Annotated in this window: 15 protein-coding genes; 11 read left to right on the top strand and 4 right to left on the bottom strand. The window is 56.3% G+C overall.

The window, feature by feature from the left end; all coding sequences use genetic code 11:
- The first annotated feature begins 48 nt into the window (after positions 1 to 48).
- The gene (typA, locus tag H9I52_RS00940; RefSeq protein ID WP_139514591.1) at positions 49 to 1,854 is read left to right on the top strand and encodes a translational GTPase TypA; all 1,806 of its coding nucleotides are present in this window, start codon (positions 49 to 51) and stop codon (positions 1,852 to 1,854) included.
- A 115-nt stretch (positions 1,855 to 1,969) separates the two neighbouring features.
- Here the strand turns inward: typA and H9I52_RS00935 are convergent, their stop codons facing one another.
- Positions 1,970 to 2,242, bottom strand: coding sequence for an acylphosphatase (locus H9I52_RS00935; protein WP_187452279.1), 273 nt, complete (start codon positions 2,240 to 2,242; stop codon positions 1,970 to 1,972).
- A gap of 102 nt (positions 2,243 to 2,344) precedes the next feature.
- Between H9I52_RS00935 and nagA the strand changes: the two genes are divergently transcribed.
- Positions 2,345 to 3,466 carry an N-acetylglucosamine-6-phosphate deacetylase gene (gene nagA, locus H9I52_RS00930; protein WP_187452278.1) on the top strand — a complete coding sequence of 374 codons (1,122 nt, stop codon included), beginning with the start codon at positions 2,345 to 2,347 and terminating at the stop codon, positions 3,464 to 3,466.
- Positions 3,467 to 3,536: 70 nt separating this feature from the next.
- Positions 3,537 to 5,726, top strand: coding sequence for a TonB-dependent receptor (locus tag H9I52_RS00925; protein ID WP_187452277.1), 2,190 nt, complete (start codon positions 3,537 to 3,539; stop codon positions 5,724 to 5,726).
- A 44-nt stretch (positions 5,727 to 5,770) separates the two neighbouring features.
- On the opposite strand, the gene H9I52_RS00920 is transcribed toward H9I52_RS00925, so the two are convergent.
- Complete coding sequence (locus H9I52_RS00920; protein WP_187452276.1) at positions 5,771 to 6,574, bottom strand: TrmH family RNA methyltransferase; 804 nt, start codon at positions 6,572 to 6,574, stop codon at positions 5,771 to 5,773.
- An 87-nt stretch (positions 6,575 to 6,661) separates the two neighbouring features.
- On the opposite strand from H9I52_RS00920, the gene H9I52_RS00915 reads away from it, so the two are divergent.
- The 7 genes from H9I52_RS00915 (at position 6,662) to H9I52_RS00885 (ending at position 11,869) form a co-directional block, all read left to right on the top strand.
- Positions 6,662 to 8,173, top strand: a complete 1,512-nt coding sequence (locus tag H9I52_RS00915; protein ID WP_187452275.1) for a sensor histidine kinase — start codon at positions 6,662 to 6,664, stop codon at positions 8,171 to 8,173.
- Between the two features lie 34 nt (positions 8,174 to 8,207).
- Positions 8,208 to 8,618 carry a response regulator gene (locus H9I52_RS00910; RefSeq protein ID WP_230471290.1) on the top strand — a complete coding sequence of 137 codons (411 nt, stop codon included), beginning with the start codon at positions 8,208 to 8,210 and terminating at the stop codon, positions 8,616 to 8,618.
- Between the two features lie 257 nt (positions 8,619 to 8,875).
- Positions 8,876 to 9,727 carry a hypothetical protein gene (locus H9I52_RS00905; RefSeq protein ID WP_187452274.1) on the top strand — a complete coding sequence of 284 codons (852 nt, stop codon included), beginning with the start codon at positions 8,876 to 8,878 and terminating at the stop codon, positions 9,725 to 9,727.
- Between the two features lie 36 nt (positions 9,728 to 9,763).
- Positions 9,764 to 10,504, top strand: coding sequence for a Fe-S cluster assembly protein HesB (gene nth / locus H9I52_RS00900; protein WP_316247987.1), 741 nt, complete (start codon positions 9,764 to 9,766; stop codon positions 10,502 to 10,504).
- Positions 10,505 to 10,565: 61 nt separating this feature from the next.
- Positions 10,566 to 10,766 carry a hypothetical protein gene (locus tag H9I52_RS00895; RefSeq protein ID WP_139514599.1) on the top strand — a complete coding sequence of 67 codons (201 nt, stop codon included), beginning with the start codon at positions 10,566 to 10,568 and terminating at the stop codon, positions 10,764 to 10,766.
- Positions 10,767 to 10,770: 4 nt separating this feature from the next.
- A complete protein-coding gene (locus tag H9I52_RS00890) occupies positions 10,771 to 11,040 on the top strand; it encodes a DUF167 domain-containing protein (protein ID WP_187452273.1) in 270 nt (89 codons plus the stop codon).
- Positions 11,041 to 11,068: 28 nt separating this feature from the next.
- Complete coding sequence (locus H9I52_RS00885; protein WP_139514601.1) at positions 11,069 to 11,869, top strand: ZIP family metal transporter; 801 nt, start codon at positions 11,069 to 11,071, stop codon at positions 11,867 to 11,869.
- A 130-nt stretch (positions 11,870 to 11,999) separates the two neighbouring features.
- Here H9I52_RS00885 and H9I52_RS00880 read toward each other — a convergent pair whose 3' ends face one another.
- Together H9I52_RS00880 and H9I52_RS00875 are read right to left on the bottom strand one after the other, a co-directional pair.
- A complete protein-coding gene (locus H9I52_RS00880; protein ID WP_187452272.1) occupies positions 12,000 to 13,379 on the bottom strand; it encodes an ammonium transporter in 1,380 nt (459 codons plus the stop codon).
- A gap of 384 nt (positions 13,380 to 13,763) precedes the next feature.
- Positions 13,764 to 14,009 (bottom strand): hypothetical protein, encoded by a 246-nt coding sequence (locus H9I52_RS00875; protein ID WP_316247986.1) that lies wholly within the window; start codon positions 14,007 to 14,009, stop codon positions 13,764 to 13,766.
- A 93-nt stretch (positions 14,010 to 14,102) separates the two neighbouring features.
- On the opposite strand from H9I52_RS00875, the gene H9I52_RS00870 reads away from it, so the two are divergent.
- Entirely contained in the window at positions 14,103 to 14,327 is a 225-nt protein-coding gene (locus H9I52_RS00870; RefSeq protein ID WP_187452270.1) for a hypothetical protein, read from the top strand.
- Positions 14,328 to 14,361: the final 34 nt, after the last annotated feature.

Here is a 14,361-nt window from a genome sequence, read left to right as displayed (position 1 = left end):
GCTTTTGCGCTGATAAATGCGTACCTTTGCGCCCGCAAAACCCTTTGTATGCAGAACATCCGGAACATCGCAATCATTGCGCACGTTGACCACGGCAAGACTACGCTCGTGGACAAGATTATCCACGCTTCGAAAATATTCGACGAACATCAACACTTCGACGATCTTATTCTTGACAATAACGACTTGGAGCGGGAACGAGGAATCACCATCGTTTCCAAAAACATGTCGGTGCGTTATAAAGACGTAAAAATCAACGTCATCGACACTCCTGGTCACGCCGACTTTGGCGGCGAGGTAGAGCGCGTGTTGAAAATGGCCGACGGCGTATTGCTGCTCGTCGACGCCTTCGAAGGCGCCATGCCTCAGACGCGTTTCGTGCTGGGCAAAGCCATCGACTTAGGCCTGAAGCCTATCGTGGTCGTAAACAAAGTAGACAAGGAAAACTGCCGTCCTGATGAGGTGCACGAGCAGGTTTTCGACCTGATGTTCAACCTCGGCGCTTCGGAAGATCAGCTTGACTTCGTGACGCTGTACGGCTCGTCGAAGCAGGGCTGGATGTCGCGCGACTGGAAACAGAAGACCGACAACCTGGTCCCTTTGCTTGACGCCATCGTGTCGGAAATTCCGGCGGCTCCTACCGCAGAAGGCACCCCGCAGATGCAGGTTACTTCGCTCGACTACTCGGCTTTCGTGGGTCGTATTGCGATTGGCCGTGTGCACCGCGGTACACTGAAAGAAGGTGCTAACATGAGCCTGTGCAAGCGCGACGGCAGCATCAAGAAAGTTAAGATCAAAGAGCTTCACGTGTTTGAAGGTCTCGGCCGCAACAAGGTTTCGGAAGTTAGCTCGGGCGAAATCTGCGCGGTAACGGGTATTGAAGGCTTCGATATCGGCGACACCCTTGCCGATGCCGAGAACCCAGAAGCATTGCCGACCATCAGCATTGATGAGCCGACGATGAACATGTTGTTCACGATCAACAACTCGCCTTTCTTCGGTAAAGAAGGCAAGTTTGTAACCTCGCGCCATTTGCGCGACCGTTTGTACAAGGAGACCGAGAAAAACCTCGCCCTGCGCGTTGAGCCCACCGACAAAGAAGACACCTTTCTGGTATACGGCCGCGGTATTCTTCACTTGTCGGTTCTCATCGAAACGATGCGCCGCGAAGGCTTCGAGCTGCAAGTAGGTCAGCCGCAGGTGCTGTTCAAAGAAGAAAACGGCCAGCGCCTCGAGCCGATCGAGCACTTGGTAGTAGACGTGCCGGAAGAAACTTCGGGTAAAGTAATCGAGCTGGTGTCGGCGCGTAAAGGCGAACTGACCATCATGGAGCCGAAAGGCGACTTGCAGCACTTGGAATTCAACATTCCGGCTCGTGGCTTGATTGGCTTGCGTAACAACATGCTGACGGCTACCGCAGGTGAGGCCATCATGAACCACCGCTTCCAGAGCTACGAGCCGCACAAAGGCCCGATTCCGGGCCGTATCGCAGGTTCGCTGATCTCGCTGGAAACCGGCCCTGGTACTGCTTACACCATCGACAAGCTGCAAGACCGCGGCCAGTTCTTCGTTGACCCGGGCGAGGATGTATATGCTGGTCAGGTAATTGGCGAACATACCCGCCCCAACGACTTGACTATCAATATCCAGAAAGGCAAGAAGCTCACGAACATGCGTGCTTCTGGCTCGGATGAAAACGCGAAGATTGTGCCCAAGCGCCAGTTCTCGCTGGAAGAAGCCATGGAATACATCCAGAAGGATGAGTACCTGGAAGTAACGCCAAAATCGGTGCGGATGCGTAAAATCTTGCTGGACGAAAATGAGCGGTTGCGCTCGTCGAAGAGCAGCGATTAATTCATCTGCAACTAGATAGCTTAAGAAAAAGGCCCGGCTTACGCCGGGCCTTTTTCGTTACTTTTTAGTATCATAAATATCTAATAATCAATTATTTATACAAATACCTAAAACATCATCGCTGCACTTTAAAGTCGGCATAATGCTGCACGGCACCCAACTGCACGTCTACCCTATCCACTCGGGCGGCGGGCGGACCTTTACGGCACCACTGTGCCAGGGCGTCCAAAGCTTCCGTTGGGCCCTCAGCCTCTATCCAAACCGTATCATCGGGCTCGTTGCGGACGTAACCGGTGAGACCTAATTTTTGGGCTTTCTTCTGCGTGGATTGGCGAAAGAAAACGCCCTGCACGCGGCCATGAATGCGAAAAGTGCGGTGCTCAACCATGGAGTGAAGCAATTGCGAATAGCCAGAAAAGAATACACTGCGCGCCAACGTAGTAGTTTTGGCCCTAATCGCTTACGTATTCTCCCTACCCTTCGATTCCGGATGCGCCACGCTCTTACCAATTGCACCCTGTATACCGGCACCGCGGTGCTGCCTCAGCACGCGCTGCTACTCCGCGACGAACGCATTGAAGCGGTATTGCCCAGCACCGACCTGCCTGCCGACATACCGCGCACCGATGCCCGTGGGCTCAACGTAGCTCCCGGCCTGATCGACTTGCAGATTTATGGCGGCGGAGGTGTGCTGTTTTCCGTCGAGCCGACTGTGGAAGTACTGGCCGGCTTGCAGCAAGCTATTCTGCGCCAAGGTACTACCCGCTTTCTGGCAACGATGCCCACCAACTCACCCGCCATGATGCGGGCGGCGCTGGAAGCGGCCAACGCCTTTTGCCAACAAAGCCCTTACGGACTGCTGGGCATTCATTTAGAAGGGCCTTACATCAACCCCATCAAAAAAGGCGCGCACCAAGCCGAATTCATTAAGGCGCCAACAACTTCAGAAGTAACTGATTTATTGAATCTTAGCCAAGGTGCACTTCGAATCATGACGATGGCGCCGGAAGTCGCTACGCCGGAAGTAGTGCAGTTATTGCGCGAAGCGGGCGTCGTGCTCTCAGCGGGCCATTCTGACGCGACGTATGCCCAGGCTACGGCTGGCTTCCGCCAGGGATTTACGGCGGCTACGCATTTGTTCAACGCCATGTCGCCGTTGGGCAGTCGCGAGCCAGGAATGGTTGGGGCGGTGTACGATGCCGAATCGGCGCACGCCAGCATCATTGCCGATGGCCAGCATTGCGACTTTGCCGCCATTCGCATTAGCAAGAAAATCATGGGCGAACGCCTGTTCCTGATTACCGACGCCGTGGAGGAAAGCACGCAGGGCGCGTACCGGTTTCGGCGCGACGGCGAGCGGTTTGTGGATGAACTCGGCACGCTCGCCGGCTCGGCGCTGACCCTCATGCAAGCCGTGCAAAATTGCGTGCAACACGTAGGGCTCTCGCTAGCCGAAAGCCTGCGCATGGCGACGCTTTATCCGGCACGGGTCATTCATCAAGATCATGAGCTAGGCCTGCTACAAGCCCATTATCTGGCTGACTTATGCCTGTTTGATGACGCATTCGCGGTGAAAGGCACCATGCTTCAGGGCGATTTGCAGTGGCACTAACGCGCTGTCTGATTCTTCCTGCATTCTTCATGCAAGCAGCCGCATCCTTGCTGCTTCAGCCTGCTTTCCTATGTATTTAAAATTACCATTTTTTCTGTTGCTGTGGCTTACGGCCTCAGCTGCTTTTGGTCAAAATACTTGCCGCGCCATCGTCCGCGACAGCGTGACGCACGAAGCTCTGGTGGGCGCAACAGTTGTTGTGCACGGCACCGCCAACGGCGCTTCCGCGGATGCAAAAGGCAAGGTGACGCTGGAAAATATACCGGAGGAAACCGTTCAACTCGATTTTTCCTCGTTGGGCTACAAGGCCAAAACGATGCGGCTGACGCTGCCGCAAGCGCCTGGCGAGTCGCTGTTGGTACTGCTCGCTCCCAATGCCAATGAGTTGGAAGAAATCGTGGTGACCAGTACGCGCACCAACTCGCGCATCGAGGATCTGCCGACCCGGGTGGAGGTATTGTGCGCGGAAGAACTCGAAGAGGAAGGCAGTTTCAAACCCGGCAACATCGTGTCGTTGCTCGGCGACGTGGCCAGTATGCAGGTGCAGCCCACCTCGGCCACGACCGGCAACGCCGATTTGCGCATTCAGGGCTTGCAGGGCAAATACACGCAGCTGCTGCGCGACGGTCTGCCGCTGTTTGGCGGCTATGCGGGCAGTTTCGGCATTCTGCAGATTCCGCCGCTGGATTTGCGCCAAGTCGAAATCATCAAGGGCGCCTCGTCGACGCTGTATGGCGGCGGCGCGATCGCGGGCATGATCAACCTAATTTCAAAAGAGCCCCTGCAAAATGCGCCCGAACATGTGCTGTTGCTCAACCAGAGTACCCTGCGCGAGAGTAACGCCAACGGCTATTTTTCCGCTCGCCACGACAAGGTGGGGTACACGCTATTTGTAGGCGGCACCCGGCAGCAGAGCGTGGATGTTAATCACGATGACTTTTCGGATGTACCGCGCTTGGGAAGCGTGACGGTGCACCCGCGCTTCTTTCTGTACCCAAATGACATAAGCAAGGTAATCATCGGATACACAAGTACTTACGAAAAGCGGCAGGGCGGCGACATGCAAGTACTGAACGATAAACCCGATTCGCAGCACCAGTTTTTCATCACCAACGTATCGTGGCGCAACACTGTGGATGCCCGCTACGAGCGCACGACCAACGCCGAGCGCGGCGATCAGTTGATTGTGAAAGGCAGCGCGAGCGACTTTCGCCGCGTTGCCCGCACCAACACCACCGGCCTCAACGCCCGCCAGCTGTCGTATTACGCGGAAGGCAGCTACTTGCGCCGCAACGGCTCGCTGGGCCACCACGATGTGGTGCTGGGCGCCAACGTAACCGGCGAAAGCTTCCGCCCGCGCAACCTCGCAGACCTGCAACTGCGCCCCTACAACTACGTGACGCCGGGCGTATTCGTGCAGGATGACTGGAAGCTTACTGCCGCGTTTAACCTGCAAACCGGTTTGCGCATCGACCGCCACAACTGCTACGGCACGTTTGTGCTGCCGCGCCTCAGTGCGCTATATAAATTTTCGGCGCGGGTTTCGTCGCGGCTGGGTGGCGGACTGGGCTACAAAGCGCCGTCTTTTTTCGTGAATGAACTCGACGAGCGTGACTTCGCTCATGTGCTGCCTTTTGCGAGTACGGTGCGGGCCGAGCAATCGGCGGGCGCCAATTGGGATCTCAATTATCAGCTTACCGACGGGGAGTTTTCGCTGACCATCAACCAGTCGTTTTTCCTGACGCGCATTCAACATCCGCTGCTGCTCAACTTCGACCCTACGACCGGCTTCATTACCTTTTTCAACGCGCCGAAGCCCTTCCTGACGCGTGGGTTTGAAACGTACGTGCGTATGCGGGAAGACGAAACAGAGCTATACCTGGGCTATGTGTTCACCGATGCTCGCAAGCGCTACGACACCGCCAATCCTTACCTGAGCCTGATCGCGCGCCACAAGCTTGCCGGCGTCGGTACGTACGAGTTCAGCGAGCATTGGCGAGCCGGCCTCGAGGCCTCCTACATTGGCAAGCAGTACCTCGACGACGGCACTACCACGCCCGGCTACCCCATCATGGCTGCTATGGCACGGTACGCTACCGGTCCATTGGCCTTCGTGCTCAACACCGAAAATCTGCTCAATTACCGCATCACGCGCAAAGAAAACATCGTGCTCGGCGACCGCACCAACCCTACGTTTCGTCAACTCTGGGCGCCGCTCGAAGGCCGCGTGACGAACCTTTCCGTCACGGCGAAGTTTTAAAGTGAAATTACATAAATATTTAATAATCAAATATTTATGTAATTTCACTTTCCGCGTTGGCGCACGGCCTCGAAGGTCATGATGGCGGTGCAGGTACTGACGTTGAGCGAATCGATGTAGCCGGCCATCGGAATTTTGATGCGCTCGTCGGCTGCTTGCAGCCAGTAGTCGCTGAGGCCGGTGGCTTCGGTGCCCATTACGATGGCCGATGGCACGCGAAAATCCATGTCGGTGTAAAGCTTTTCGGCGGCGGGCGTTGTGGCAAAGCTCCGGATGCCGTGTTGTCGCAGCCACACCAATACCTCGTCGGTGGAAGCGGCTACCAATTGGTTGGTAAACACGCAGCCAATGCTGGCCCGAATGGCATTGGGGTTGTAGAGATCGGTACGCGGATCGCAAACAATAACGGCATCGACGCGGGCAGCATCGGCAGTGCGCAACACGGCGCCTAGGTTACCGGGCTTTTCGACGGCTTCCAGAATAAGCAGCAAAGGGTTTGCGGGCAGCTTTAAGTCGGCTAAGCGGCGGTGCGGCGGACGCGCCAGTGCCAGCACACCATCGGAGCCCTCGCGGTACGCCACGCGCTCAAATACGGCTTTCGACACTTCAAATTGCTCTACCGCCGGCCCCAGAAGTTGCTGCAAGTCATGCTGTTGCGTGGGCGTTGCAAGATCAGGGCACAGAAACAGCGCTTTTACCTCGATGCCCGCCTGGTGGGCAATGGTCAGCTCGCGGTAGCCCTCAATGATGGTCAGGTCTTGCTGGCGGCGTTCGGCAGGCTTTTGCTGCAGGCGCAACAGGTTTTTGATGCGCGGATTCTGCGGGCTGGTAATCGGATCGGCAGGCATAGAGCAGGAATTGGAAACCAGCCGCGAAGATACGGTGCCGCTGCCAAGCCAACGGATTCCGGGCCAAAGGCCGTAAGTTTGTGGTCTATGCGCCTTAAGCTAAATACAAAAATTCTGCTGGGCTTCAGCATTGCCTTGGCGGTGCTGCTGGCCACTTCGCTGGCCGCCTATTTCAGTATTCAGCGGCTGGGCTACTACACGCGTTTGGTCGGGCACACTTACAGAGTGCTGCAACATACCTCCGATTTGCGCATGCGCGTGCGCGACGGCCAAAGCTCGGTGCGTGGCTACTTGTTGCTCAACGACAGCTCTTATCTGGCCACCTACAGCACCGCAGTTTCCGGTACCGATGCCAATCTGGATTCGCTGCGGCGCCTTACCGCCGACAATCCGGTGCAGCAACGTCGCTTAGACACCCTTAGGCAAATCACCGAGGAAGAAAAAGTATTCTTGAATCAGTGGCGTCAGAAGAAGCCTTCGGCTGATGCGGCACGGGCGCTCCTGACCAACGACCGGGCTCTGCTGAACCGCCTCCGCGACGTGATTCAGCGCATGCGCAGCACGGAAGAAGACCTGCTGCACCAACGCAACGCGGGCCAAGATTTTTACGAGAAAACCACGCCCATTGCCATCATCATTTCGGCCGTGATCGCGATCATCACGGTGCTGTGGCTCTTCCGCAAGATTTCGCAGGAAGTGAAGGCCAATGATCTACTTCAGGCTGAATTAGAGCAAGTTAACCTCGACACAAACCGCCGCATCCAGATCATTGAGCAATTAGCCGATAAAGTCGTGCAGGGCGATTATTCTGTTCAGATCAAGGACAAGGAGAAGGACAGCCTCGGCAACCTCGCTACCTCCCTGAACCGCATGACGCAGACGCTGGACGAAGTATTTGGCGCCCTTGAAAAACGCAATCAGGAGCTGGATCAGTTTGCGTACGTAGCATCGCACGACCTGAAAGCGCCGCTGCGGGGCGTGAATACGGTGGTGAAATGGATTGAGGAAGAGCTTTCGCACGAGCTTTCCGACCAGATGCGCAGCTATTTGGCCATGATGAAAGGGCGGCTAAGCCGGCTCGAAGACCTCATCAACGGGCTGTTGCAGTACGCGCGCGTAGGCCGCACCCAGCACCAGCTCGAGGAGGTAAACGTGCACCAACTCGTGAGCGAGGTAGTGGAAATGGTCGTGCCGCTTGATTTCACGGTGGAGTTCGCTTCCACCCTGCCTACCCTCACCACCGACCGGCTGAGCTTGCAGCAGGTATTCACCAACCTCATGAGCAATGCCGTAAAGTACCACGACCGCGGCGCGGGCACCATCACGGTGAGCTGCCGCGAGCGCAAGCGAGCATACGAGTTTACCGTAGCCGACAACGGGCCGGGCATTGCGCCCGAATTTCACGAGAAAATCTTCCTCATGTTCCAAACCCTGCGCGACCGGCACACGGCCGAAAGCACGGGCATCGGCCTGAGCATCGTGCGCAAAATCATTGAGGAAGAACGCGGCAGCATCCACGTCGAGTCGGATGGCCAGCGCGGCGCGGCGTTTGTATTCACGTGGCCCAAAGTCTCGCAGGCTTCCAAAGTGAGCGCATAGCTCAATTACATAAATGATTGATAATCAATATATTATGAGATCAGTATTGCTGGTAGAAGATGATTTTTTCGATACGATGACCGTGGAGAAAAGCTTTGCCAAATTCAGCATTCCGCACAAGCTCTACACCGCTTTCAACGGCATCGAGGCCTTGGATTTGCTGCTTGGCCGCAACGGCGTGGAGCCCATCGAGCCGTTACCCGAAGTGATTCTGCTGGACCTGAACATGCCTAAAATGAACGGGCACGAGTTTCTGGCAGAACTACGCAGCCACGCCCATCTGAATCAGATTCCGGTGTTCGTGACCACGACCTCGTCGATGGATGTAGACCGGCTGAGTGCCCAAAACCTAGGCGTGGCCGGCTACATCCTCAAACCGTTGGACTTCGAATCGGGCTCCGACATGGTAGATAGCATCAGCCTACTGGAACAGCTATTGAAGTAGCCTGCCAGAAGACAACATATTGAATATTAATCATTTACAAGAATAAAAAAAACGGCGGGCGACTTAGTGTCGTCCGCCGTTTTTTGCATTGATGCAACCGTGGAGGCTAGTGATGGGGTCTTGCTACCGAGTGCGCTGAGCTTGCGTTGGTCCGTCAGAAAGGAGTTCTTTATTTGCTTGATAGTCATCGCGCTGAACTTCATGCGAACCCCACTTTTCGGGCACATTTTTCAGCAAAAATTTACGTTGTTCACTGCATGAACCTCCGTCCTCTCCTCTTTTCGCTGTCCCTGCTGGCCTTGCCGACGGCAACCACCTTTGCCCAAACTGCGCCGCGCCAGCTCAACACCCAGCCCACGCTGCCCGATTCGGCGGTGCGCCAGCACCAGCAGCAGCGCCAAACTGCGCTGCCCGCGCCGCCGCCCAACACGACGCGCTATGCCGTGGGCCTAAAAAACGGCCAAGTGTACCGCGCTTACGATGTGATAGTCAAGCAGCCCGTATTTGGCCGGAGTTATTTGCTGCTCGACGACGGCCAACGGTTCGACCTCGACCAAGTGCGGTATTACGAAGATGAAACGGGCTTTTACGTGCGCACTACGCTGCCCAAATCCAAGCGCGAAACCACGCTGCGCCGAGACCGCGTCGGCCGGATCAGTCTGTACTCGATCACGCGCACCCAGTACTCAAACAGCCCGTACGGCTACAGCTCGTACGGTGGCTTCGGGCGCTTTGGCGGCTATGGCTACGGCTACCCGTACGGCGGCTACCAAACCGTTAAGACCGAGTACTTTAGCAAAGACAACGGTCCTATCGAGGATCTGAGTCTGCGCAACCTCAGCGTCGCTACTTCTGACTTGCCCGCCAGCCGCGCCCTGCTCGACCAAGCCCGTAGCTATCAGCGCATTACCACGCTCAGCTACGTTGCCGCGGCTGGCGTAGTAGCCGCCGGTATCTTTTCGACTTTCAACTCCAACGAAAGCGGGGCGGCGCGCATCTCGCCGCTGGTGTATGCCGGCCTGCCGCTGCTCATTGTGCCGCTGGTGCTTCAGGGCAAGCAGCAACGCAACATCAAGCAAGCCATTTCGCTCTACAATCGCGCCCAATAGCTCATCTCAAACCCCTTGTGCTGCGTAGGTAGGCAAGTGGAAGCTATTGTTGACTTATCCGATTTTGACCTGCGCCGGCGCAAAGCCCTGCTCGTGCACGAGCGGCTTTGCGCCGAATACGGGGCGCCGTTCCCGTTTTTCAGCACCAAAGACCCGCTGAGCGAGCTGATTAGCGCGCTGCTGTCGCACCGTACCAAAAACGCCGATTCGCACCGCGCCTACCAGCAATTACGGGCGCAGTTTCCGACGTGGGAGCAAGTGCGCGACGCCCCCACCGCCGAGGTAGAAGCCGCCATCAGCGCCTGCACGTGGCCCGAGCAAAAAGCGCCTCGCCTGCAAGCGGTGCTCCGCGAAATCAGCACGCGCTGCAACGGACCATGCGACTTAGCGTTTTTGGCCGAGATGCCCATTGCGGAGGCCCGTGCTTGGTTGGAATCTATTTCGGGCGTGGGCCCCAAGACGAGTGCGGCCACGCTGTTGTTCAGCACCTTGCGCATTCCGGCCATGCCCGTAGACAGCCACCACCATCGCGTGGCCCAGCGCTTGGCCCTGATCGGCCCGAAGGTGGGCACCGAAGCGTCGCACGCCCTGCTGTCGGCGCTGCTACCGCCCGACTGGGATGCCCAGCAAGTCTACGATCACCACGAGGCACTGATGTTTCACGGGCAGAAGTGCTGCTACTTTCATACGCCCGCCTGTGGCCGCTGCGTGGTGCTGGATCAGTGCCCGTTTGGCCAACAGCGGCTGGGAGCAAAAACACAACCTGCGCAAGCGTAGCGGCCCTAAAGTGCGCAGAAACCGGTATCATTAGGGGTATTCTAAGCGCGTTCTTTTAGCCATGAAACAGACCTACGGCGTTCCCGCCATCTTCTCTTTCTTCTTGCCCGGCCTGGGCCAACTAATTAAGGGGCAAATACTTAAAGCCGTCTTTATTTGGATTCTTAGCGGCGTAGTTGGCTTCCTGCTGTGGTGGACCATCGTGATTCCGTTTGCCCTGTGGGCCTGGAACGTGTACGACGCCTACAACTCCCAGACGTAGCAGCATGGCGGTCCTGCACCTCAAGGCCAAGCCCAATGCCCGCCAGAACGCCCTGCAAGTATCTGAAGATGGCGCAGTTACGGTACGGCTGAAAGCGCCCGCGCAGGACGGCAAGGCCAATGCCTGTTTGCTGAGCTACTTGGCCGACCTGCTGGCCGTGCCGAAATCGCGGCTTGCGCTGGTAACGGGCCACACCGTCCCTTTCAAGAAAGTAGAAATCGAGGGCTTCACCGACGCAGAGCTTCTCACCGTATTGGCCCAACACCGCGTATAAGCAGCCATCGCAACTTATACGCACTTGTATGCATTTTCCGACTTGGGCTCTCGCGGGCTTTTGGGGCCTGGTTTCAGGCTCTGCCCTCATGCTGGGGGCCGCTATTGGCTACTACGCCCACGTATCGCAGCGGCTGATTGCGGCCGTAATGGCCTTTGGCAGTGGCGTTTTGATCTCGACTTTGTCGCTGGAGCTCATGGAAGATGCCTACCGCAAAGGCGGCTTCGATTCGGCGGCGTATGGTTTTTTTGGGGGTGCAGCGGTGTACACGCTCGCCAATTGGATTTTGTCGCACGCCGGTGCCAAACACCGCAAGCGCTCGGGCACGCAGCAGCACGAAGAGCGGCAGAAAACCAAATCATCCGACGACAAATCGGCCGCCAGTTCCGATAAAGACAACAGCATGGCCATTGCATTGGGCGCGCTGCTCGACGGCATTCCGGAGAGCATCGTTATTGGGCTGAGCTTGCTGGCCGGCGGCACCGTAAGCACCGTGGCAGTGGTCGCTATTTTCTTATCCAACCTGCCCGAAGGCTTGTCCAGCGCCGCGGGCATGCGCAAGGCCGGCCGCTCGCCGGGTTTTGTGCTGGCTTTATGGACGGGCATTGCCGTTATTTCGGGCATTGCGTCGTTGGCGGGATACTCCATTTTCAGCCATTTCTCGCCCGATGTAATAGCCGTCACCACGGCCGTAGCCGCCGGAGCGGTGCTGGCCATGATTGCCGACACCATGATTCCGGAGGCCTTCGAGGTAGCTCATAATTTTACGGGCCTTATCACCGTAATTGGCTTTCTAGTAGCCTTTTACCTCAGCAAGATGGGCGACTAACAGAAGTTTGATTTCGCAGTTCGTTGCTGTAGTAAACGCGAAAACACGGCGGTCGTGCTAAGATGCTTTGGTAAGCTCAGCACGACCGCCGTGTTTTTTGTCTGAATAAGTTTTTGCGCCTTTTGCCGCTCTAGACGCGCTCGCTGATTACCTCTTTGCGATACGTTTTCTCGAATTCTTCGTCGACGTGGTAAGTCGATTCTTCGTGCTGGCTCAGGTCGAGGCCCAACTCTTCGTCGGCGGGCTTTACGCGCAGCCCGAAGAGGCGGTCGGTGAGCTTGAGCAGTAGCCACGATCCGGCAAAGGTGTAGGCAATCACGATCACGAGGCCCAATACGTGGTAGCTGAATACGGTGGCCGTGCCATTGACTAGGCCTACCTTATCGGCAAATACGCCCGTGAGCAACATACCCACGATACCACCCAGGCCGTGGCACGGAAACACGTCCAGCGTGTCGTCGATGTTGGTGCGGCTGTTCTGCCAGTGTACGGCTGCGTGGCTGATCAACGAAGCAATCACGCCAATCAGGATGCTTTGGCCGTAATCGACGTACCCAGCGGCCGGCGTGATGGCTACCAAGCCTACCACGGCCCCGATGCAGGCGCCCATGGCCGTCGGCTTGCCGCCACGTACTACCTCAATCAGCATCCAAGCGACCAAGGCAGCGGCCGAAGCCAAGTTGGTGTTGACAAAAGAAAGCGCCGCCGTTTCGTTGGCGCCGAGGGCCGAGCCGGCATTGAAGCCAAACCAGCCGAACCACAACAGGCCCGTGCCTAGCAGCACAAACGGCACGTTCGGCGTCGAGAAAGAAGTACTACGTCCGTGGCTGGAACGCGGCCCCAGCACAATGGCCCCAGCCAAAGCAGCGATGCCCGCCGAGATGTGCACCACGGTGCCGCCGGCAAAGTCGAGCACGCCCCACTTGCGCAAAAAGCCATCGGGATGCCACGTCCAGTGCGCCAATGGGCAGTAGATAAACACACAAAACAGCACCATGAAGGCCAAATACGCCTTAAAGCGCACGCGCTCGGCGAACGAGCCGGTGATCAGCGCCGGCGTGATGATGGCAAACTTGAGCTGAAACGCGAAAAACAGGATAAAAGGAATGCTAGGCGACAACAGCGGATGCGGTGCCGTGCCCACATTCCGTAACATAATGAATGTCAGAGGGTTGCCAATGAAGCCGTGCCAAGAGTCGCCGTAAGCCAGTGAGAAGCCCACGAAGTACCACACCAGCGAGATGACACCCAAGGCCACGAAGCTTTGCAACATCGTGGATATCACGTTTTTTGGCCGCACCATGCCGCCGTAAAAAAACGACAGGCCCGGCGTCATAATCAGTACAAAGGCGGTGGCCGTCAACATCCAAGCAATGTCGGCGGCATTCAGCGAGCCTGCGGCGGCTGTAGGGTGCGGCACACGCACAAAAGCTGCCATTCCGCTCAAACCAACCAATGCCAGCAGGGTGACTAAACTGTAACTAGGACGAGACTTCTTCAAAGTAGACATGCTTACTCAAATAAGTATGAGTTCTTCCGGAAGGCCTTCTAACACGATGCCTTTTTGAAAAATATAACAGCTTTTGACCGCTTTACACCCCTAATTTATAGGTGTCTTTTGATAAAACGCATGTATATTTTAAAAAAACACCTAAAAATTTACTAATACCCACAGTTACTACACATCTAAAACCCGCGTTGCGGTCATTTCTGCCTTGATTTCGGAGACTTGAAAACTTTGCTTGGTATCCGGCAAATTTTAGGCTGCGACCAGCCCATTGCTTTCGGAATGACTGACGCTGCTTTCTAAAAAAGGCTGGCCACGCAAAAGGCCCGGTACGGAACTGGCTCATGGCCAGCCCCGTACCGGGCCTTTCATACAGATGGCTTTATCCTAATTGAGCAATTCCAGCACCAGCACTAGGGCGTCGTTGCTCAACGCTTTCAACTCTACTTCCTGCACATACCAGAGCGCCAGCCCATCGCGTTTGTGCAGCAGGCGGCCCTCTACTTCGAAAGCGCCAGTCACCACAAACGCGAAGAAGCGCGAACGGCTACTTTTCACCGCGTATGTTGCTTCGGCGCGCCCGGCAAATCGGCCTAGACTTGCGGCAAACGGACGACCTGCACCGGCGGGCACTACTTCCGCCAGTTTATTTTCTAAATCCGAGGTTTCAAATTCAAATGCCTGATTATCAAATATTTACAAATCAGCTTCAACTTTGACCCAGATGTGCAGAAAGCTTATCGGCTCGGCTTCGTGGGGGTTGGGCAGGTGCAGGGCACTGCCGGCTGGAAGCGTGCGAAACTGAATTTCTTCTACCTCCACGGTTTCGGGCTCGCCTTGCGGATTGGGTATGCGAAGGTGGAATATTCGCTTCGCCGCAACACCAAAGAATCGACAACCAAGCACTTAGCATCGACCAACACTTGGTTTTTCTGCCTTGCTTCTTCGTGACTTTTCAGTCAGAATTTGCCACAATAACAGCCAA

The organism is Hymenobacter sp. BT491 (assembly GCF_014349165.1).
Taxonomy (GTDB): Bacteria; Bacteroidota; Bacteroidia; order Cytophagales; family Hymenobacteraceae; genus Hymenobacter; species Hymenobacter jejuensis.
Note: the sequence above shows the minus strand (reverse complement) of the source record. Positions and strands in the feature narration are given on the sequence as shown.